The sequence below is a fragment of the Kitasatospora sp. NPDC030952 genome, assembly GCF_055571335.1.
On the sequence record NZ_JBVIFM010000003.1, the window covers coordinates 50592 to 70350 of the forward strand.

Genomic DNA, 19759 nt, shown 5'->3' on the forward strand with positions numbered 1-19759 from the left:
TCCCTCCGCTCTCCTCCCCGGGAAGACCACACCATGACGGTTCTCAACCAGTCCCTGCACGCCCTCGACCCGGAGATCGCCGCCGCGGTCGACGCCGAGCTGCACCGCCAGCAGACCACGCTGGAGATGATCGCCTCCGAGAACTTCGCCCCGGTGGCGGTCATGGAGGCCCAGGGTTCGGTGCTCACCAACAAGTACGCCGAGGGTTACCCCGGCCGCCGCTACTACGGCGGTTGCGAGCACGTCGACGTGGTCGAGCAGATCGCGATCGACCGGATCAAGGCCCTGTTCGGCGCCGAGCACGCCAACGTCCAGCCGCACTCGGGCGCCCAGGCCAACGCCGCCGCGATGTTCGCGCTGATCCAGCCGGGCGACACCATCCTGGGTCTGAACCTGGCCCACGGCGGTCACCTGACCCACGGCATGAAGATCAACTTCTCCGGCAAGCTCTACAACGTGGTCGCGTACCACGTCGACGAGAAGACCGGCCAGGTCGACATGGCCGAGGTCGAGCGCCTGGCCAAGGAGCACCAGCCGAAGCTGATCATCGCCGGCTGGTCCGCCTACCCGCGCCAGCTCGACTTCGCCGCGTTCCGCCGGGTCGCCGACGAGGTCGGCGCGCTGCTCATGGTCGACATGGCGCACTTCGCCGGCCTGGTCGCCGCGGGCCTGCACCCGAACCCGGTGCCGTACGCGGACGTGGTCACCACCACCACCCACAAGACCCTGGGCGGCCCGCGCGGCGGCGTCATCCTGTCCAAGGCCGAGTACGCCAAGAAGATCAACTCCGCGGTCTTCCCCGGCCAGCAGGGCGGTCCGCTGGAGCACGTCATCGCGGGCAAGGCCGTCGCCTTCAAGGTCGCCGCCTCGGAGGAGTTCAAGGAGCGCCAGCAGCGCACCCTGGACGGCGCCAGGATCCTCGCCGAGCGCCTGCTGCAGGCCGACGTCGCCGAGGCCGGCGCGTCCGTGCTGTCCGGCGGCACCGACGTCCACCTGGTCCTGGTCGACCTGCGCAACAGCCAGCTCGACGGCCAGCAGGCCGAGGACCGGCTGCACGAGGTCGGCATCACCGTCAACCGCAACGCCGTCCCGAACGACCCCCGCCCGCCGATGGTCACCTCGGGCCTGCGGATCGGCACCCCGGCCCTGGCCACCCGCGGCTTCCAGGCCGAGGACTTCCGCGAGGTCGCCGACATCATCGCCGAGGCGCTCAAGCCCGCCTTCGACGAGACCGTCGCCACCGCGCTGAAGGCCCGGGTCACCGCCCTGGCCGAGAAGTACCCGCTCTACCCCAACCTCTGATCGTCTGATCCTCCGGCCGTCTGGCCATCTGACCGCTTGGTCTTCTGATCGTCGGATCGTCGGAGGAGGGTGACCGGCCTCACGGCGCCCGGCCACCTGCCGTTTCCGGGGCACCGCGCACACTGGACAGTACGCGCGCGGTGCCCCGTCCCATGCACCCGCTTTGTCCTTCCACGAGACCCAGACAAGGACGTCCCCGTGGCCATCAGCGTCTTCGACCTCTTCTCCATCGGCATCGGCCCGTCGAGCTCCCACACCGTCGGCCCGATGCGCGCCGCCCGGATGTTCGCCCGCCGCCTGCGCTCCGAAGGCCTGCTGGACCGGGTGACCGGGGTGCGCGCCGAGCTGTACGGCTCACTGGGCGCCACCGGCCACGGCCACGGCACCCCGAAGGCCGTCCTGCTGGGCCTGGAGGGCAACTCGCCCCGCACCGTCGACGTCGACCAGGCGGACAAGGACGTCGAGCGGATCACCGCCGAGAAGCGCCTCAACCTGCTCGGCGAGCACCCGATCGACTTCGACACCGACAACCAGCTCGTCCTGCACCGGCGCCGCTCGCTGCCGTACCACGCCAACGGGATGACCCTGTGGGCGTACGCGGCGGACGGCTCGGCGCTGCTGGAGAAGACCTACTACTCGGTCGGCGGCGGCTTCGTGGTGGACGAGGACGCGATCGGCGCGGACCGGGTCAAGCCCGACGACACCGTGCTGAAGTACCCCTTCCGCACCGGCGACGAACTGCTCCGGCTCAGCCGGGAGACCGGGCTGTCGATCTCCGGCCTGATGCTGGAGAACGAGAAGGCCTGGCGCAGCGAGGAGGAGATCCGCACCGGGCTGCTGGAGATCTGGTCCGTGATGCAGGAGTGCGTGCGGGCCGGCATGAGCCGCGAGGGCATCCTGCCGGGCGGCCTGAAGGTCCGCCGCCGGGCCGCCGCGGGCGCCCGGGCGCTGCGCGCCGAGGGGATCGGGCCGGCCAACGCGATGGAGTGGGTCACCCTCTACGCGATGGCGGTCAACGAGGAGAACGCCTCCGGGCGCCGGGTGGTCACCGCCCCGACCAACGGTGCGGCCGGGATCATCCCCGCCACCCTGCACTACTACCTGAACTTCATCCCGGGCGCCGACGACGACGGCATCGTCCGCTTCCTGCTCGCGGCCGGCGCCATCGGCATGCTCTTCAAGGAGAACGCCTCCATCTCCGGCGCCGAGGTCGGCTGCCAGGGCGAGGTCGGCTCCGCCTGCTCGATGGCCGCGGGCGGCCTCGCCGAGGTCCTCGGCGGCACCCCCGAGCAGGTCGAGAACGCCGCCGAGATCGGCATCGAGCACAACCTCGGCCTCACCTGCGACCCGGTCGGCGGCCTGGTCCAGATCCCCTGCATCGAGCGCAACGGCATGGCGTCGGTCAAGGCCGTCACCGCGGCCCGGATGGCGCTGCGCGGCGACGGGCGCCACCACGTCTCGCTGGACAAGGCGATCAAGACGATGAAGGAGACCGGGGCCGACATGAAGATCAAGTACAAGGAGACCTCGCGCGGCGGCCTCGCCGTGAACGTCATCGAGTGCTGATCGCCGTGCACTGACCAGGGATTGTGACGAGTGGCCCCCGGGCGGAACCCCGTACCGTCCGGGGGCCACTCGTGTCTCTTGGCGCTCCCTGGGTGCTCCCTGGATGCTCCCCGGGTGCTCCCCGGCCGCCCTCTGGTCGTGGCGGGGCCGGCGGCGCGATAATCGCGGCGGGTCGGTCCACGCCGGAGGGGAGACGGATGTCGTTCCAGCCGCCGGAGCCGCGCCGACCGCCGCCGCCCTTGGCACCGCCGCCCTTGGTGCCGTCGCTGGTCGGGCCGCTGCGGCGCCGGTGGGTGCGGGTGCTGATCGCCGCCGGCACCGGGGTGCTGGCCGGGGTGCTCGCGGGCGGCGGCTGGTACCTGCTGGACCGCCCCGACGACGTAGACCGGCCGGCCGTCGTGGCCACGCCGCCCACCTCCGGCCTCGGTCCGACCGGCTCGACCGACCCGGCCGCGCCGACCGATCCCGCTGCGCCCACCTATCCCGCCGCGCCGACCGGCCCCGTCGGGCCGCACCTGACGCCGGTGCCGGACCCGGCCGGGTTCACCCTCCTCGTCCCCGACGGCTGGCAGCGGCGCGTCGACGGCACCTCGGTGTTCTACGACTCCCCCGACCATCGCAGCCTGATCCAGGTGTTCGTGATGGACGGCAACCCCCCGTACCAGCAGGCTGTGGAAACCGACGGGGACCTCGCCCGCAACCCGGCCCGGTTCCCCGGCTACCACCGGATCCGGCTGGAACGGACCGCGGGCGGCAGCGCCGAGCTGGAGTACGCCTACGACCTGGCCGGCTCCGGCGTCCGCCGGGCCGTCGAACACGTGCTGGTCGGGCCGGACGGCACCACCTGGTCCGTCCTGGTGGCGGGACCGGAGGACGGCTGGCCCACCCCGCTGCGCGAGCTGCTGCAGTCGGAGGTCGCCTCCTTCTGCTTCGCCGGCCGGTGCCCGTGAGGCCTCAGGGCCGTGAGGCCGTCTCCGGCTCGGGGCTCGGCTCCGGCTCCGGTTCCAGCTCCGGGTTCGGGTTCGGGCTCGGGTTCGGGCTCGGGTTCGGGCTCGGGCTCGGGCTCGGGTTCGGCCGGGCCAGGCAGGCCACCGCCGTGGCCACCGCCGCCAGGGCGACGCCGCCCGCCACGGTGCCGTGCAGCCCGCTGGTGACCGCCGTGCCGACGGCGTCGCGGACGGCCTGCGGCAGCCCGGTCAGCGCGGCCGGGGTGAGCCCGCCGCCGCCGGTCAGGTGGGCGGCCTCGGCCGGGCTCAGCCGGGCCTCCAGGCCGGCGGTCAGCCGCGCGGTGTAGACCGCGCCGAGGGCGGCCATGCCGAGCGAGCCGCCGATGCTGCGCAGCAGGGTCACCACGCCCATCGCCGCGCCCATGGACTCCCGCGGCACCGCGCCCATCGAGGTCAGCATGGTGCTCTGCATCAGCAGTCCGATGCCGACCCCGGCGACCGCCGTGAGCCCGGAGGCCAGTGCCACCGGGGTGTCCGTGCCCAGGAGCAGCAGGAGCGCGGCTCCGGCCAGGGCGAGTGCCCCGCCCAGCAGCGGGTAGCGCCGTTCGCCGCCGGGCCGGCTCATCAGCCGGGCGGTGACCAGCTGGGTGCCCATCATGCCGAGCATCAGCGGCAGCAGGAGGAGTCCGCCGGTGGTCGGTGAGGCGCCCTGGACGAACTGCAGGTACTGCGGCAGGTAGCCGATCAGGGCGAGCATGACGGCGCCGGTGAGGAAGCCCAGCACCTGGGCCACCGTGAAGTTGCGGTTGCGGAACAGCGCGGGCGGGACCAGCGGTCCGGGGGCGCGCAGTTCGGCGCGGGCGAAGCCGGCCAGCGCGATCGCCGCGACCGCGCCCGTCCCGAGGATCACCGGCGAGGTCCAGGGGTACGTCGTCCCGCCCCAGCTGCTGACCAGGGTGAGCCCGACGATGCCGGTGGTCAGCAGGGCGACCCCGGCCCAGTCGAAGGGGGCGCGGACCCGCTCGGCCTTCGGCAGCCGCACCGCGGCGCCGACCGCGAGCACGGCGAACACCCCGACCGGCAGGTTGACGTAGAAGGCCCAGCGCCAGCTGAGCCGGTCGGTGAGGAGGCCGCCGAGCAGCGGCCCGCCGACGAAGGCGATCGGCATCAGCACCCCGATCACCGACTGCACCCGGCCCCGGTCGGAGGCGGGCACCAGCACCCCGATCACCGACAGCGCGCCGACCATCAGGCCGCCCGCGCCGACCCCCTGGAGGGCCCGGAAGGCGATCAACTGGCCCATGTCCTGCGAGAGTCCGGACAGCACCGAGCCGATCAGGAAGACCGCCACCGCCCACTGGTAGGCGCCCTTGCGCCCGTACAGGTCGCCGAGTCGGCCCCACAGCGGGGTGGCGGCGGCCGAGGTCAGCAGGTAGGCGGTGACCGCCCAGGAGAGGTGCTCCAACCCGCCGAGGTCGCCGACGATGGTCGGCAGCGCGGTGCCGATGATCTGCCCGTCGAGGGCCGACAGGAAGATGCCGAGCATCAGCCCGATCACGCCGAGCAGCGGCGGCTTGGGGCGTTCGTCCGCCGGTTCCGTGGTCATGGCCGTGTCCCCCTTCTCCGGATTCAGGCGGCGAACGGACGGGCCTGCCGGGCGTCCCGCAACGCCCGTGCCCACCAGTCCAGTTGGTCGAGCATGGTCTTGGCGGCGGCGTCCGCGGCCGGGTCCTTCGCCTTGCCGTCGGCGTCGAAGCACTGGGCGGCGCCGTGGAAGCTGACCGTGTTGCGGATCGTCACGCTGTTCAACTCGGCCATCACCACGCGCAGTTGCTCGACGGCCCGGAGGCCGCCGGAGAGCCCGCCGTACGAGACGAAGGCGATCGGCTTGCCGTGCCACTGCTGGTTGTGCCAGTCGATGGCGTTCTTCAGCGCGGCCGGGAAGCTGTGGTTGTACTCGGGCGTGACGAACACGAAGGCATCGGCGGCGGCCAGCCGGGGCGACACGGCCTCCAGCAACTCGACGCCACCGGGCGGAAGTTCACCGCCCCAGGAGGGCATGACGGTGGGCAGCGGGGTGGCCGCCGGGTCGATCAGGTCGGCGGTCATGTCGCCGCGGGCGTCGAGGTGGCCGATCAGCCAGTCGGCGACGACCGGGCCGAAACGACCGGCCCGGGTGCTGCCGAGGACGACCGCGACCTTCAGGTTCTGCTCCGTGGACATGGGGATCCCCTCCAAGACGATGTGTACGCCGTATCGGCGATGGATACAACGTACACACTGGCGCGTACGCCGTCTACTCTCCAGATACGCCGTACACGCGAGTGGTACGGTGGAGCCTCCCAGCCGGAAGGAGCCCGCCCCCATGCCCGCTCAGCAGGCCCCCGCCGGGGACGACGACCGCGACCAGCCCCAGGCCTCACTCTGGGAGCGGCTCGACCGCCCGGCCCCCGCACCGCGCACCACCCTGACCCCGCACCGGATCGCCGAGGCCGCCGTCGCCCTCGCCGACACCGAGGGCCTGGACGCCGTCACCATGCGCCGCCTGGCCACCGCCCTCGGCGTCGCCCCGATGGCCGCCTACCGGTACGTCTCCGGCAAGGACGAACTCATCGAGCTGATGGTCGACTTCGTCTACGGGCGGCTCCCCCTGGACACCCCCGCCGACGGCTGGCGCGAAGCCATGCGCTCACTCGCCGTCCACCTGCGCGCGATGAACCTCGCCCACCCCTGGATGGTCCGGGCGGCCACCCCGTTCTCCCTCACCCCCAACCAACTCGCCGTCCCCGAGCGGTCCTTCGCCGCCCTCGCCGAGCACGGCCTGGACGCCGACACCACCATGGCGATCTTCCGCACGGTGGCCGGCTACGTCCACGGCTCGGTCGCCTCCGAAGTCGCCCTGGCCGCCCTGCGCCGCGACCACAACTGGTCCGACGGCGACGAGACCCGCGCCGGCCTGGCCCCCCGGATGACCTACCTGATGGGCACCGGCCGCTACCCCGCCTACCAGCAGTACCTCCACCAGGCCACCCGCAAGGACGACCCCGCCTGGCACTTCGAAACCGGCCTCGACTGCGTCCTCGACGGCATCGCCACCCACTTCGGCATCTGACCCGCCACCCACGGCCCTCCAGCTGGGCGGCGACCGCGCTCAGCCGGCCTATCGCGTGAGCGACGCCGAGCCCGTCCATGTAGCCCCGGACGTGTACCAGCAGCCCGTCCCGGGCCTGCAGCACCAGCAGGCCCGGAGACTCGGGCCCGCCGCCCCGCCTCCTATGCATCGCCTTCATCCGGCTGGCCCGGTTCGCGCGGCACCTCCGTCGAGCCTGAGACGATCATCAACAGGACATCCTGAGCCCACTCCACCCAACGGAGTTCCGCATCGATGTGCTTCGCGATCGTGGTCGGCTTGAAGGTCTCGCTGGCCCGGTCGTCCTGCTGACCGGCCCTCTCCCAACACAGGGTGCTCATTCCGTCCATGAGCGTCTCAAGCCAACCACGCTGAGGCTCCGGGGTGGCGGCGAGCCCGCGCCTGAACACCGCGAAGAAACGCCCGGTGTACTCGGCCACCTCCGGTTGCACCGCGTTCACCGCCGCGATCTGGAGCGGTCCGTCTCCCCACCGTCCCGCGTTCGCCATCCTCTCGTAGGTGACCCTGAGTTCCTCCAGCCGCTCGTGAAAGTCCAGCGCGGCCTTCTGCGCCACAGCCGTCTTGTTGTACTCACCGAGCACCTGCTCCAACTGCTGGATGGGCACAGTTTCGCGAGCCGTCCGAAGTCGGTCCTCGAGCTCCGAGATGCGCCGCGCATCTGCCAGGCGCTGCGTGCGAAACACTCCCAACTCATCCTCTACAACCACCCGTGCCTCTCGCTCCGCCTCCAAGGATCGTCGCAGCTCCCGGATTTGCTCACGCGCTTCATCGACTTCCTCAGATGGGGCCGCGATCGAGTCACCACCCCGCGTCGCATAGATCAAGGCGCGGGTCCTCGCCACCTCTTCCATGCTGACCGTGACTCCTTCGCACTCCGCCACAAGGCGGTGGAGCATTGGCGCAAGCTCCGCGGGCGGAACCTCCCGTCCGTTCAGGAACTTCGAGAACCGAGTGTGGTCCACCCTCCGCCCGCTGCCGCTCAGCCTCGCAGCGAACTCCCCCGAGGACAGGCCCGCCCGAGTGCGCAGGTCTCTCAGGTGTTCCGCCAACTCACGCTGTGCGACGGTCAGCTCTGGCCCCAGGGGAGCCAGGCTGCGCTGCTTTCCAATCTGCCGGTTCTCCAATGTCGCCCTCAGGATCCGTACTTGCGGCCGCGCGCAACATGCGGCCCTCCTACACAAGTTTCTGTTGCAACCTGGCGCAACCAGCCGTGCGCTTGCTGTGATCGGACCATACCGAAACAGAGTCACCCCGGAGGCCCCACATGTCACGATCGCGAACCGGCCGCCCATTCATCGACATTCGCATCGGCGGCGTGCGGCTGACCTTCCAGCGTCGACCCATGCCCGCGATCATCACGCTCTGCTCGCTGGCCTGCACTCTCACGGGCTTTCTCGCACTGCGCAGGTAGAACGCCCGCTGCGCAGGAAGTCGGCCGGGCCGACTTCCTGCGCAGCCCGGCGGCTACCGCCTGCCGGGGAGGGTCAGGAACGCCAGGCCGCCCGCCAGCACCGCGAGGCCGCACCAGGAGAGGGTCGGGAGGCGCTCGCCCAGGGCGGCGAGGCCGAGGACGGCGGCGACGGCGGGTTCGGCGAGGGTGAGGGTGGTGGCGGTCTGGGCGGAGGTGTGGCGCAGGCCGTGGCCGAAGAGCCGGTAGGCGAGGAAGGTGGTGATCACTCCGAGGTGCAGCACGACACCGGCCCCGCGCGCCGAGAGCACCCAGCCCAGCGGCTCCAGCGCGAGCACCGGCAGCACCAGTACTGCCGCGCCGCCGAACATCGCGCCCATCACCCCGGCGGACGGGTACCCGGCCGCGATCAGCCGCCCGGCGATCAGCGAGTACACCGCGTACGAGAGCCCGGAGAGCACGGCCAGCAGCACCCCGACGGGGTCCACCGCCCGGCCGCCGCCGGTGAGTTCGGGTCCGAGCACCAGCACCCCGCAGCCGAGCACGGCCAGTGCCGTGGCCCCGGCCCACCGGCCGCTCGGGCGCCCCTGCCGGGCGAGCCAGCCGAGGAGACCGGTGAACACCGGCGCGCTCCCGAGGGCGATCACCGTGGAGACGGCGACCCCGGTGCGGGGCACCGCCGGGTAGAAGGTGAGCGGGTACCCCACCACGGCCACGGCCCCGACCGCCAGCAGCCACCGCTCACGCGCCCCGCACCCCCGGGGCAGCGACCAGGCGGCACGGTCGGTGAGGAACAGCAGCAGCCCGCCGAGCACCAGGGCGCCAGCCCCGATCGCGGCTGCCGGGGCGCCCGCAGGCGCCAGTGAGCTGGCTGTCCCAGTGGTGCCCCACAACAGGGCGGAGGCCAGAATCGGCACCGGCCCGTCGATCGGGCGGGTACGGCGGGGAGCGGGGGTCAGGCGGGCGCGCGGGGGCGCAGAGGAACGATGCGGCACAGTCGTGAACTTCCGTCGTCGAAGACCGTCAAGAGGACTGGTTCCGAGAACGGGCGCGCGCCACAGGCCCCCTGAACGGGGCTGCGGGGATCAAGCCACCGAAGCGAGCGCCCGATCAGGCGCCGAGCGGTGGCAGTACGACGTGCCAGTACGAGTTCACGACCCCGATGGTACCCAGCCCGCGCAGGAAGTCGAAAGGCCCGACTTCCCGCGCAGGTGGCGGGGGTCAGTCGTGCGGATTCGCCGGAGTGGGAAGGGCGAGTTCGCACCAGGTGGTCTTGCCGATGTAGCCCTCGCCGCGCGGGTGGGCGCCCCAGGAGGTGGCGAGGGCCGCGACGAGTTCGAGGCCCCGGCCGGACTCGTCGTCGGGGGTGGCGTGGCGGAGGGTGGGGAGTTCGGGGTTCGCGTCGGAGACCTCGATGCGGAGCACGGAGGAGGTGGGGAGGAGAACCCGCACTCCGATCATCCGGTCACGCGGCGAGCGGGCATGACGGCAGGCGTTGGAGACGAGTTCGCTGAGGAGGATCAGCGCGGTCTCGGCGGAGTCGACGGGCACCTCCCACTCGAAGGCCAGCCGGAGGAAGCGGATCCGGGCACGGCCGGCGCTGCGGGGCAGCCGGGGGAACATCCACTCGACGGCATCGATTGGCTGAGTGAGCATCAGAATCCTTGAGGGGGGTGTACGGAGGGCCTCACTCGGGAGGGGGGAGTTCGGCCATTTCACCCTTCAAGAGTCGGGAGCCAGGCATACCCTCAGTAGTCACACCGTTGGTACAGCGTGAGATGTGACCGCTGCCTGACCAGGGACGATGAGGGGGCTCGGGATGACCACGCCGAAGCAGAACCCGATGGCCTGGAAGTACTGCGGCGATCAGATCAAGCGGTGGCGCGAGCAAGCCGGGGTCACGCGCGAGGAGTTGTGCAAGGCGTCCTGCTACGACTACGAGAGCGTGCGGTCGATGGAGGCGGGGCGGCGGAAGCCGTCGCTCAAACTTCTCACCGTGGCCGATGAGTTGTGCAATGCGAGGGGGATGCTGCTGGGGGCGGCAGAGTTCCTGAAGCCCGAAAAGTTCCCGTCCTACTCGCAGGGCTACACGCATGCCGAAGCCGATGCGATCGCAATCCACACGTACGAAGCGCTACTCATCCCGGGACTGCTCCAGACCGAGGAGTACGCCCGAGAACTGACCAGCCACGCCTGCCCGCCCCTGGACGACGACAGTGTCGAAGCGCGCGTCGCAGGCCGAATGCAACGCCAGGAGAAGCTGTCGAACCCGAGGGTGCTGTTCGGTTTCGTGATCTACGAGGCTGCGCTGCGGGCCAAGGTCGGCAGCGTGGAGCTCATGAAGAGGCAACTCGCGCACATCATCAGGATGAGCAGCCAGCGCAACGTAGCAATTCAGGCGCTCCCCACGAACCGTGCGGCATACCCAGCTCTCACCGGCCCCATCATCCTGCTGGAGACGGCCGACCACGACCAACTGGCCTATGTAGAAGGACACCGAACCGGCGTGCTGCACACGGATCCGGACAGGGTGAACGTCCTCAGGCAGCGGCATGGAATGATCCGCATGCAGGCCCTCAGTGTCGAGGAGTCCGTAGAGTTCATCGGGAAGGTCTCGGAGGAGCTATGAGCGCCGAAGCCAGCTGGTTCAAGTCCAGCTACAGCGACGACAATGGCGGTGCTTGCGTCGAAGTCGCCATCTCCTGGGCGAAGTCCACCTACAGCGGGACCGAAGGTGGCAACTGCGTCGAGGTGGCCTCTTCCCCCTCCGCCGTCCACGTCCGCGACTCCAAGGACAAGACTGGCCCCGTCCTCACCTTCTCCCCCGAGGCGTGGGCCGCCTTCATCGCCGAAGCTCAAGTCGCCGATACCGAGTGACCCTTTAGTGGAATGGGTGGGTAACCATCTTCCAACCACCCCTCCACGCAGCACATATGACTAATCGTCACGACTTCACCACCACCAGTCGCGCCGTGTAGCGTGCCCACTAACGAATCAACCCCCGGCCGGTGCTCCAACACCGAACGGGGGTCTGACCAGCACGATCGAATGAAGGTCGATCCTGTGGCTACCCACGACTCTACCGCCATGGCCGCGCCCGGATACGGCAAGCAGTCCGCTCCGGAGCAACTCCCCCGCTCCGCCGCCGACTTCTCCCACCTCCCGGCGCGCGAGGCGTACCTCGCCTCGCTCATCGACCACCTCCCCGACGGCGCCGCGATGGACGTCAAGACCCTCGCCGTCCTCCAGCCCCACTACGGGCAGATGGCCTGCCGTACGGTGCTCAACAACCTCTCCACCGCAGGTCATCTGCGTCGCGTCCGCGAGCGGATCAGCTCCAAGGACTGCCGCTGGGTGTTCCGCACCTACTTCTCCCGCACGCCCCGCTCCGACGCGTGGTGGACGCGCTTCATCACCACCGGCGACACGGGCGAGGCGTCAACGTCCGGAGCACCCGATCCCCCCGAGGGGCGAAAGCTCAACCGCACTTCGCCCACCTCGGCGGCCTACGCGGCCCTGGCCGGCCTCGGCCTCGCCGATGCCCGGCTCGCCCTTTCCGCCGCCGACTGCGCGGCCCTCGAACCGCTCGCCGCCGAGTGGTTCGCCCGGGGCACCACCCCGGCCCTGTTCACCGCCGCCCTCACCGCAGGCCTCCCGCCGGACGGCGTCCACAGCCCGGCGGCCTTCACCCGCCGCCGCCTGCTCGACAGGATGCCCCCGGAACGGCTCCGCCCGGAGCCCCCCGCCACCCGCGTCATCGAGTGCACGGACTGCCGCACCCCCTGCCGCCCGCACGCCCTCCTCGGCGGCCTCTGCCGCGCCTGCCGTGGCGCTCCGACGCCCCCGCCACCCCACCCCCGGCGCCTCTCCCCCGCCGCCGTCCGCGCCCACGCCGCCCGGACCCGGCAAGCGATGATCACATCGCCGAGATCGTGAATATTCACAGGCCATGGCGTGAACCTATGCAAAATCCAAAGGTGAACTAGGTTACAAACCTTGCAATCCAAGCCGTCCGGTTTGCCCACATGCTGAGATCCATGCGATAGTCGAGACATCGAGAACTTCGGCGGGCCCGACCTGGCACTGCCGACGCCCATCGCGCGACACGCACCCCCTTGGCCGCGCGATGACTTGCAGGGGCCCCCACCGCCGACCACGGCGATTCCGGGGGCCCTGCGCGTATCCGGACCCGGGGCCCGGCCCCTCAGTGCCGCTCGCGTCAGTGCCGCTCGCGTCAGTGCCGCTCGCGTCAGTGCCGCTCGCGCACCTTCAGCTCGAACCAGACACCCTTGCCCCGCGGCAGCAGGTCCGCCCCCCAGCGGTCGGCGAGGTCGTCGACGATCCTCAGCCCGCGCCCGCGCTCGTTCACCGGCCGGGGCTCGGCCAGGATCATGCAGGGCAGCGCCCGGGAGGAGTCCCGGACCTCGACCCGCAGCCAGCCGGGCTTGCGGCTGACGTGCAGTCCGATGGTGCGCCCGGCGGCGTGCCGCACCGCGTTGGAGACCAGCTCGCTGGTGAGCAACTCACCGGCCTCCAGGTGCTGGTGCAGCTCCCAGGACTCCAGGACGTTGAGCACCAGTCGGCGGGCCACCGGCCCGGACTCCGGGCGGGACGGCAGTCGCACCTCGTTGGGCGCGGACTGGTCGCACAGTCTGCCGGAGTACATCGCCTGCAGCTCCTCGGAGCTGAGCCCTTCCAGCGCCGAGAGCGCACCCTGGACGTCGATCCACGACGCCTGCGCGACCACGCCGGCCGCGGGAACCGATGTCTGATCTGCTTCGCCCCAACCCGCCATGCGGTCCATCATTGCGGAACGCAAGCGGCCGCGTACGGACAATGAGCAAACGATCTCGCCCGCGTCGGCATATGCCGCATGCAAGAAGGGGCCGACCCGGGCCGACCGAAGTCAAGCCCGGGTTGACCCCAAGCAGCCCCTACCAGGCGGTTACCACTTGCTCCACGGCAGGTTCCAGCCGCTCAGCCCGTTCGCCGGGTCGAGCGTCTCCTTCTTGATGGAGTTCTTCACGACGACCACGTCCCCGACCAGCGTGCCGTCGTAGAACTTGCCCGCGACCGAGGACGCGCTGCCGCCCTCGACGTCCTTGAGCCCGACGCAGCCGTGGCTGACGTTGTCCCCGCCGAACGTGGCGTTCTTGGCCCACCAGTTGCCGTGCACGAACGTGCCCGTGGTGGTCAGCCGCAGCGAGTGCGGCACCTGGAGGTCGTACGGCGCGCCGGTCATGCCGGGCAGGGTGCTGGACTGCATCCGCTCCGTGCCCTCCTTGGACATGACCACCATGGTGCCGTTCCAGGTGGGGTGTTCGTCCGAGCCCGAGGTGATGTCGATGTCGGAGCTCTGCCCGTCCTTGACCACCGTCATCCTGTGCGCGGCGGCGTCAACCGTCGAGATCTGGGATCGCCCGATCGTGAAGGGCTCGTCCCGGTCGGCGCCGTACACCCCGGGGGCGATCTCCACGCTCTTGAGGCGGTACTGCACCGTCACCTTGGTGCCCGGCTTCCAGTACTGCTCCGGGCGGAAGTCCAGCCGGCGGTCGTCGAACCAGTGGCCCTTGACCACGGTGCCGTTGTCGGTCTGGAAGGTGATGCCCTTGAGGACGGCGTCCTTGTTCTTGACGTCCTTGCTGAAGTCCACCGAGACGATCATGCCGACGCCGTAGGTGGCGTCGTTGTCGACGTTGTCGGAGGCCTTGGCCAGCGCCGCCGGGGTCAGCGTGGTGAAGCTGCTGTCCGCCGTGGCGACCGCGCCGTCGGCGTCCGCGGCCATCGCGCTGACCTGGTAGGCGGTGCCCACCGCGAGCCCGGTGGACGGGGTCCAGCTGGTGCCGTCCGCGGCGATCGTGCCGGGGACCTCCTTGCCGGTCTTGTCACTCACCTTGACGGTGGTCAGCTTGCCGCCCGTCGCACCGATCTTGAGCGCGCCCGGCGCCACGTCCACCGCGCCGTTCTTCGGCTCGATGCTCACCGCTGCCGTGGACACCTTCGACGGGTTCGGCGCCTTCGACGCGGAACCCGCGGGCGCCGACGCGGTGGCGCCCGCGCCGGCCCCCAGATCGGCCTTGGCGGCACCGCTCCCGCTGCCGCCGCCGCTGCCACCGCACGCGGCGGTCAACGCCATCGCCCCGCCGACCAGACCGACGGCCACCACCCTGCGTATCGACCTCACGCCGATTCCCTCCCTTGCTCCCCGCGGTCACGACGGACCCGACCCATAGATGTGTCGAACCATGGGAAAGGTTGCGCCGTTCGAGGGACTTTCCGCCCCGAAAACCGAGCGGCCCGACCCCAACGAGTGAGGTGCGGGCCGCGCGGTGACAAGCCTGCCGGGCCTACCAGTTGGCCCAGGACACGTTCCAGCCGCCCAGCCCGTTGGAGGGCGAGACGGTCTTCTCCTTGGTGTTCACGATCTTCACGACGTCGCCGACCATCGAGTCGTTGTAGAACTTGCCGGCGACCGAGGAGTCGCTGCCGCCCTTCACGTCCTGCATCGAGATGCACCCGTGGCTGCCGTTGGACTTGCCGAACGGGCTCGACCAGTAGTTGCCGTGCAGGAAGGTGCCGGAGGTGGTCAGCCGCATCGCGTGCGGCACGTCCTGGATGTCGTACTCGCCGCCGAGACCGACGGTCTGCGAGTTCATCCGGGTGACCTTCTCCTTGTCCATGATCACCATCGTCCCGCCCCAGGACGGCGTCGCGTCCGCGCCCAGGGTGACCGGCAGGGTGGTGCTCTTGCCGTCCCGCTCGACCGTCATCTGGTGCGACTTGGCGTCCGCGGTGGAGATCATCGAGCGGCCGATGGTGAACGGCTCGTCCTTGTCCACGTCGCCGTAGACGCCCGGTGCGACCTCGACGCTCTTCAGCCGGTACTTGATGGTCACCTTGGTGCCCGGCTTCCAGTAGTCCTCCGGACGGAAGTCCACCCGGCGGCTGTCGAACCAGTGGCCCTTGACCACGGTGCCGTTGTCGGTCTCGAAGGTGATGCCCTTGAGGACGGCGTCCTTGTTCTTGACGTCCTTGTTGAAGCCCACCGAGACGATCATGCCGACGCCGTACGTGGAACCGTCGGCGATGTTGTCGTTGGTGGAGACCTTCTTGTCCGGCGTCAGCGTGGTGAACGAGGTGGTCGACGCGGCCACCAGGCCGGCGTCGTCCTTCGCCTGGGCGTTCACCTTGTACGCCATGCCGACGGCGAGCGCCGCCGCGGGCTTCCAGCCGGTGCCGTCCGCGGTGATCGCGCCCTCGACCGGCTTGCCGTTCTTGTCGGTCACGTCGACCGTGGTCAGCTTGCCGTTCGACACCGACACCTGCAGCCCGCTCGGCGCGACGTCCTGGGCGCCGTCCTTCGGCTCGACCGCGAGCACGGCCGCCGAGGCCTTCGGCGCGGCCGAGCCGCCGCCCGCGGCCGTCCCGTTCGCGTCCGCCGGCGCCGTCGCGGCGGCGTCGCCCGACGTCCCGCCCTTGTCGTCGTTGCAGGCCGCGGTGAGCAGCAGCACCCCACCCATGACCAGTGCCGTCGCACCGCGGCGTATCGCGGCGCCGGCCGTCTTCCCCGTCTTCACGGAATCTCCCCTCCCGGTATTCACTCACTTGACGCACGGAGCGCCCCCGTGAGTTGCACCGGGCGCCGATCTTTCGCGCCGGGCCCCGACGCGCCGGAGCAGGATAGCTGGGCCGTCTGAGTGAATTCCGGGGGGAGTGGGGTGGAGCCCGCGTGAACCGGGCGTGAAGGCGGCTACCGCAGGGCGCTCCCGGCCACCCACTGGTCCCACGGGACGTTCCAGCCGTTCAGCCCGTTCGACGGCGGCACGAAGTCCCCCGCCGAGGCCCGTACCTCCAGCACGTCCCCCGGGACGGTGTGCTCGAACAGCCAGCCCGCCGGGGTGTCCTTGCCGGTGCCGCCCTTGGTGTCGGCCAGGCCGATGCAGCCGTGGCTCGTGTTGGCGGTGCCGAACACCCCGGGGTCGGACCAGTAGTTGCCGTGCAGGAAGGTCCCGGAGGTGGTCAGCCGCATCGCGTGCGGGACGTCCTTGATGTCGTACTCGTCGCCCATGCCGACGGTCTGCGAGTTCATCCGGGTCAGCTTGTACTTCTCCGACACCACCATCACCCCCCGGTAGGTGGAGTGGTCGGGGCTGCCGCCGGACACCTTGAGCACCCGCAGCACCTTGCCGCCCTGCCCGGCCCGGACGGTCAGGGTGTGCGCGTCGAGGTCCACGGTGGACACCTGCGCCCGGCCCACCGTGAAGTGCAGGTCCCGGCTCTGGCTGCCGAACTCCCCGGGCGCGCCCTGGACGTCCTTCAGCCGCAGCGCCACCGTCACCCTGGTACCGGCCGCCCAGTACTGCTGCGGACGGAAGTCCAGCCGCTGGTTGCCGAACCAGTGCGCCGCCACCGGCACCGGCGGGTCCGCGCCGACCTGGACCGCCCGCTCCACCGCCGCCCGGTCGGTGATCGGGCGGCTGAACCGCAGCGAGACCGGCATCCCCACCCCCACCGTGGACCCGTCCTCCGGGGTGAAGAACGCCACGAAGGTGTGCGCCCGGGCCACCGTGGAGAACGCCGAGTGCTGGGCCGCCCGCTGCCCCTGGTCGTCCTCGGCGACCGCGTCCACCGTGAAGGCCGTCCCGAACGGCAGCGGCCCGTCCGGCGACCAGCCGGTCCCGTCCGCGCTGACCGCCCCCGGCAGCTCCGTCCCCTTCGCGTCCGCCAGCCGCACGGACACCAGCCGCCCCTGGGCCACGTTCACCCGCACCGGCCCCTCCGGCGGCACGTCCTGCGCCCCGTCCGCGGGCACCGCGGTCAGCACCGCCCGGGACGGCGGCGCGGGCACGGCGCGCGGACCACCCTGCACGGCGTCCCCCGCCGCCCCGCCCGGGGCCCCGCCCCCGCACCCGCTGAGCACGGCCAGACAGCACACCGCCGCCGCCAGCCGCCGCGCCCACATCCCCACTCGGCGCCGCATCCCGGGGCCTCCCACTGTTCACGTCCGATGCGCCCGGCACAACGAGACGCGGCCCGACGGGGACACGCCGAACGCCTCGGAATCCACCCCGCCACCCTCCGGCAAGCCCCCGTTCAGCCGCTTCCCCCCGCCACAATCCGGGAAAGAGAAGGTGAACGGGGTCCGGGACACCCCGTCCAGGGAGGACACGACCATGGCGTCAGGGCAGGAGCTGGAAGCCGGGGCACGGCCGGACGGCGGCCCGCACACCGCCGAACCACCGTGGCCCGGCAGCTGGCAGCCACTCGGCGCCCGCTTCCGGACGGACCAGCGCGGCGGCCCCGGCACCAACTTCGCACTCTGGGCGGCCGGCGCCGAGGCCGTCGACCTGTGCCTGTTCGACGAGGACGGCCGGGAGCACCGGCACCACCTCACCGAGCAGGACTTCCAGATCTGGCACGGCTTCCTGCCCGGCGTGCGCCCCGGCACCCGCTACGGCTTCCGGGTGCACGGCCGCTGGGACCCGTGGACGGGCGCGCGCTGGAACCCGGCGAAGCTGCTGCTCGACCCGTACGCCCGCGCCGTCGACGGCTCCTACACCTCCCACGACGCGGCCTGCTCGGCCGTCCGCAACTGGCCGGAGGCCGACGTCGCCGACACCGTCCGGGACAACCGGGACTCCGCCCCCTACGTGCCGAGATCCGTGGTCGTCCACGACGACGACGACTGGTACGACGACCACCGCCCGAAGACCCCGTGGGCCGAGACGGTGCTCTACGAACTCCACGTGCGCGGCTTCACCATGCGCCACCCCGACATCCCGCCGCAGCTGCGCGGCACCTACGCGGGCCTGGCCCACCCCGCCGCGATCGCCCACCTCACCCGCCTCGGGGTGACGGCCGTCGAGCTGCTGCCGGTGCACCAGTACGCCAGCGAGGACCACCTCCAGGCCCGCGGCCTGGTCAACTACTGGGGCTACAACACCATCGGCTACTTCGCCCCGCACGCCGGCTACTCCGCCTCGGGCTCGCGCGGCGGCCAGGTCGGCGAGTTCAAGCGGATGGTCCGCGCCCTGCACGCCGCCGGGATCGAGGTGATCCTCGACGTGGTGTACAACCACACCGCCGAGGGCGCCGAGCTGGGCCCGGCGCTGTCGCTGCGCGGCATCGACAACGCCGCCTACTACCGCCTCGCACCGCACCGCCCGCGGAGCTACGCCGACTACACCGGCTGCGGCAACACCCTGGACACCCGCCGCCCGCAGGTGATCCGGCTGATCACCGACTCACTGCGCTACTGGGTCACCGAGATGGGCGTGGACGGCTTCCGCTTCGACCTGGCGGCCGCCCTGGCCCGCGGCTCGGACGGCGTCGACATGGACCACCCGTTCCTCGCCGCGGTCTCCCAGGACCCCCTGCTGAGCCGGGTGAAGCTGATCGCCGAGCCCTGGGACGTCGGCCCGGGCGGCTACCGGGTCGGCGGCTTCCCGCCGCTGTGGGCCGAGTGGAACGACCGCTACCGCGACACCGTACGGGACTTCTGGCGCGGCGCCCGCCCGGACGTCCGCGAGCTCGGCTACCGGCTGTCCGGCTCCTCCGACCTCTACCAGGGCGCCGGCCGCCGCCCGTACGCCTCCGTCAACTACGTGACCGCGCACGACGGTTTCACCCTGCGCGACCTGGTCTCCTACGACCGCAAGCACAACGAGGCCAACGGCGAGGCCAACCGGGACGGCACCGACGACAACCGCTCCTGGAACCACGGCGCCGAGGGCGAGACCACCGACCCGGAGGTCAACGCCCTGCGGCTGCGCCAACTGCGCAACCTGATGGCCACGTTGCTGCTCTCCGCGGGCGTCCCGATGATCACCGCCGGGGACGAGCTGGGCCGCACCCAGGGCGGCAACAACAACGCCTACTGCCAGGACGGCGAGCTGAGCTGGCTGGACTGGTCACTGCTGGAGCAGCCCGGCTGGCGGGAGCTGTGCGAGCTGACCGGCCGGCTGGTCCGGCTGCGCCGGGCCCACCCGGTGCTGCGCCGGCGGGCGTTCTTCTCCGGCCGGGCCGCCGTCCCCGGCGGACAGCCGGACCTCGCCTGGTTCACCCCGCTCGGCAAGGAGATGACCGAGGCGGACTGGTACGCCCCGACGGCCTGCCTGGGCATGCTGCTGTCCGGCACCGCGATGTCCGAACGGGACGACACCGGGCGCCCGTTGGCCGACGACAGCTTCCTGCTGCTGCTCAACGCGGGCCACGAACCGGCCGTGTTCACCCTGCCCGGGGAGCCCTGGGCCGAGCCGGAGTCCGCCTGGGAGACGGTGCTGGACACCGCCGCCGCGGGCACGGGCGAGCCGTACCCGCGGGGCGCGGTGGTGCTGGGCGGGCGCTCGCTGCAACTGCTGCGCGCCCCCGCCCACACCTAGCGGG

At 71.4% G+C, this 19759-nt stretch carries 17 protein-coding genes and 1 pseudogene; 8 read left to right on the forward strand and 10 right to left on the reverse strand.

The window, feature by feature from the left end:
- The first annotated feature begins 33 nt into the window (after nt 1-33).
- The 3 genes from glyA (at nt 34) to ACZ47G_RS07895 (ending at nt 3818) form a co-directional block, all read left to right on the forward strand.
- Nucleotides 34-1302 carry a serine hydroxymethyltransferase gene (gene glyA, locus ACZ47G_RS07885; RefSeq protein ID WP_465740599.1) on the forward strand — a complete coding sequence of 423 codons (1269 nt, stop codon included), beginning with the start codon at nt 34-36 and terminating at the stop codon, nt 1300-1302.
- 198 nt (nt 1303-1500) lie between these two features.
- Nucleotides 1501-2868, forward strand: a complete 1368-nt coding sequence (locus ACZ47G_RS07890; RefSeq protein WP_465740600.1) for an L-serine ammonia-lyase — start codon at nt 1501-1503, stop codon at nt 2866-2868.
- Between the two features lie 197 nt (nt 2869-3065).
- Nucleotides 3066-3818, forward strand: a complete 753-nt coding sequence (locus tag ACZ47G_RS07895; protein ID WP_465740601.1) for a hypothetical protein — start codon at nt 3066-3068, stop codon at nt 3816-3818.
- Nucleotides 3819-3822: 4 nt separating this feature from the next.
- Here the strand turns inward: ACZ47G_RS07895 and ACZ47G_RS07900 are convergent, their stop codons facing one another.
- Both ACZ47G_RS07900 and ACZ47G_RS07905 read right to left on the reverse strand, forming a co-directional pair.
- Entirely contained in the window at nt 3823-5421 is a 1599-nt protein-coding gene (locus ACZ47G_RS07900; RefSeq protein ID WP_465740602.1) for a DHA2 family efflux MFS transporter permease subunit, read from the reverse strand.
- 23 nt (nt 5422-5444) lie between these two features.
- Nucleotides 5445-6038, reverse strand: coding sequence for an NADPH-dependent FMN reductase (locus ACZ47G_RS07905; protein WP_465740603.1), 594 nt, complete (start codon nt 6036-6038; stop codon nt 5445-5447).
- 142 nt (nt 6039-6180) lie between these two features.
- Between ACZ47G_RS07905 and ACZ47G_RS07910 the strand changes: the two genes are divergently transcribed.
- The gene (locus ACZ47G_RS07910) at nt 6181-6927 is read left to right on the forward strand and encodes a TetR/AcrR family transcriptional regulator (protein ID WP_465740604.1); all 747 of its coding nucleotides are present in this window, start codon (nt 6181-6183) and stop codon (nt 6925-6927) included.
- Nucleotides 6928-7088: 161 nt separating this feature from the next.
- Here ACZ47G_RS07910 and ACZ47G_RS07915 read toward each other — a convergent pair whose 3' ends face one another.
- The 4 genes and pseudogenes from ACZ47G_RS07915 to ACZ47G_RS07930 all read right to left on the reverse strand — a co-directional run bounded on the left by ACZ47G_RS07915 (nt 7089) and on the right by ACZ47G_RS07930 (nt 10030).
- Nucleotides 7089-7817: a hypothetical protein gene (locus ACZ47G_RS07915; RefSeq protein ID WP_465740895.1), complete on the reverse strand. Its 729-nt coding sequence runs from the start codon at nt 7815-7817 to the stop codon at nt 7089-7091.
- Between the two features lie 66 nt (nt 7818-7883).
- A pseudogene (locus ACZ47G_RS07920) lies at nt 7884-8258 on the reverse strand (hypothetical protein); the annotation flags it as partial.
- A 172-nt stretch (nt 8259-8430) separates the two neighbouring features.
- The gene (locus tag ACZ47G_RS07925; protein WP_465740605.1) at nt 8431-9291 is read right to left on the reverse strand and encodes a DMT family transporter; all 861 of its coding nucleotides are present in this window, start codon (nt 9289-9291) and stop codon (nt 8431-8433) included.
- 304 nt (nt 9292-9595) lie between these two features.
- The gene (locus ACZ47G_RS07930) at nt 9596-10030 is read right to left on the reverse strand and encodes an ATP-binding protein (protein WP_465740606.1); all 435 of its coding nucleotides are present in this window, start codon (nt 10028-10030) and stop codon (nt 9596-9598) included.
- 163 nt (nt 10031-10193) lie between these two features.
- Between ACZ47G_RS07930 and ACZ47G_RS07935 the strand changes: the two genes are divergently transcribed.
- The 3 genes from ACZ47G_RS07935 (at nt 10194) to ACZ47G_RS07945 (ending at nt 12310) form a co-directional block, all read left to right on the forward strand.
- Nucleotides 10194-11003, forward strand: coding sequence for a helix-turn-helix domain-containing protein (locus ACZ47G_RS07935; protein WP_465740607.1), 810 nt, complete (start codon nt 10194-10196; stop codon nt 11001-11003).
- Nucleotides 11000-11251, forward strand: coding sequence for a DUF397 domain-containing protein (locus ACZ47G_RS07940; protein ID WP_465740608.1), 252 nt, complete (start codon nt 11000-11002; stop codon nt 11249-11251). The genes ACZ47G_RS07935 and ACZ47G_RS07940 overlap by 4 nt, the downstream gene beginning before the upstream one ends.
- 210 nt (nt 11252-11461) lie before the next feature.
- A complete protein-coding gene (locus ACZ47G_RS07945) occupies nt 11462-12310 on the forward strand; it encodes a hypothetical protein (RefSeq protein ID WP_465740609.1) in 849 nt (282 codons plus the stop codon).
- A 313-nt stretch (nt 12311-12623) separates the two neighbouring features.
- Here ACZ47G_RS07945 and ACZ47G_RS07950 read toward each other — a convergent pair whose 3' ends face one another.
- The 4 genes from ACZ47G_RS07950 to ACZ47G_RS07965 all read right to left on the reverse strand — a co-directional run bounded on the left by ACZ47G_RS07950 (nt 12624) and on the right by ACZ47G_RS07965 (nt 17354).
- Nucleotides 12624-13169 carry an ATP-binding protein gene (locus ACZ47G_RS07950; RefSeq protein WP_380459207.1) on the reverse strand — a complete coding sequence of 182 codons (546 nt, stop codon included), beginning with the start codon at nt 13167-13169 and terminating at the stop codon, nt 12624-12626.
- A gap of 150 nt (nt 13170-13319) precedes the next feature.
- Nucleotides 13320-14558: a L,D-transpeptidase gene (locus tag ACZ47G_RS07955; protein ID WP_465740610.1), complete on the reverse strand. Its 1239-nt coding sequence runs from the start codon at nt 14556-14558 to the stop codon at nt 13320-13322.
- Between the two features lie 163 nt (nt 14559-14721).
- Nucleotides 14722-15951, reverse strand: a complete 1230-nt coding sequence (locus ACZ47G_RS07960) for a L,D-transpeptidase (RefSeq protein ID WP_465740611.1) — start codon at nt 15949-15951, stop codon at nt 14722-14724.
- Between the two features lie 173 nt (nt 15952-16124).
- On the reverse strand, nt 16125-17354 hold the full coding sequence (locus ACZ47G_RS07965) for a L,D-transpeptidase (protein ID WP_465740612.1): 1230 nt from the start codon (nt 17352-17354) through the stop codon (nt 16125-16127).
- 193 nt (nt 17355-17547) lie between these two features.
- Between ACZ47G_RS07965 and glgX the strand changes: the two genes are divergently transcribed.
- Nucleotides 17548-19755, forward strand: coding sequence for a glycogen debranching protein GlgX (gene glgX / locus ACZ47G_RS07970; RefSeq protein ID WP_465740613.1), 2208 nt, complete (start codon nt 17548-17550; stop codon nt 19753-19755).
- The last annotated feature ends 4 nt before the right edge of the window (nt 19756-19759 follow it).

What these genes read in the sequence shown, in the direction of transcription:
- ACZ47G_RS07940 (WP_465740608.1), top strand. Translation starts at nt 11,000, where the DNA reads ATGAGCGCCGAAGCCAGCTGGTTCAAGTCCAGCTACAGCGACGACAAT.
- ACZ47G_RS07900 (WP_465740602.1), bottom strand. Translation starts at nt 5,421, where the DNA reads ATGACCACGGAACCGGCGGACGAACGCCCCAAGCCGCCGCTGCTCGGC.
- ACZ47G_RS07915 (WP_465740895.1), bottom strand. Translation starts at nt 7,817, where the DNA reads ATGGAAGAGGTGGCGAGGACCCGCGCCTTGATCTATGCGACGCGGGGT.
- ACZ47G_RS07950 (WP_380459207.1), bottom strand. Translation starts at nt 13,169, where the DNA reads ATGGCGGGTTGGGGCGAAGCAGATCAGACATCGGTTCCCGCGGCCGGC.
- ACZ47G_RS07905 (WP_465740603.1), bottom strand. Translation starts at nt 6,038, where the DNA reads ATGTCCACGGAGCAGAACCTGAAGGTCGCGGTCGTCCTCGGCAGCACC.
- ACZ47G_RS07945 (WP_465740609.1), top strand. Translation starts at nt 11,462, where the DNA reads ATGGCCGCGCCCGGATACGGCAAGCAGTCCGCTCCGGAGCAACTCCCC.
- ACZ47G_RS07910 (WP_465740604.1), top strand. Translation starts at nt 6,181, where the DNA reads ATGCCCGCTCAGCAGGCCCCCGCCGGGGACGACGACCGCGACCAGCCC.
- ACZ47G_RS07965 (WP_465740612.1), bottom strand. Translation starts at nt 17,354, where the DNA reads ATGCGGCGCCGAGTGGGGATGTGGGCGCGGCGGCTGGCGGCGGCGGTG.
- glgX (WP_465740613.1), top strand. Translation starts at nt 17,548, where the DNA reads ATGGCGTCAGGGCAGGAGCTGGAAGCCGGGGCACGGCCGGACGGCGGC.
- ACZ47G_RS07935 (WP_465740607.1), top strand. Translation starts at nt 10,194, where the DNA reads ATGACCACGCCGAAGCAGAACCCGATGGCCTGGAAGTACTGCGGCGAT.
- ACZ47G_RS07895 (WP_465740601.1), top strand. Translation starts at nt 3,066, where the DNA reads ATGTCGTTCCAGCCGCCGGAGCCGCGCCGACCGCCGCCGCCCTTGGCA.
- ACZ47G_RS07930 (WP_465740606.1), bottom strand. Translation starts at nt 10,030, where the DNA reads ATGCTCACTCAGCCAATCGATGCCGTCGAGTGGATGTTCCCCCGGCTG.
- glyA (WP_465740599.1), top strand. Translation starts at nt 34, where the DNA reads ATGACGGTTCTCAACCAGTCCCTGCACGCCCTCGACCCGGAGATCGCC.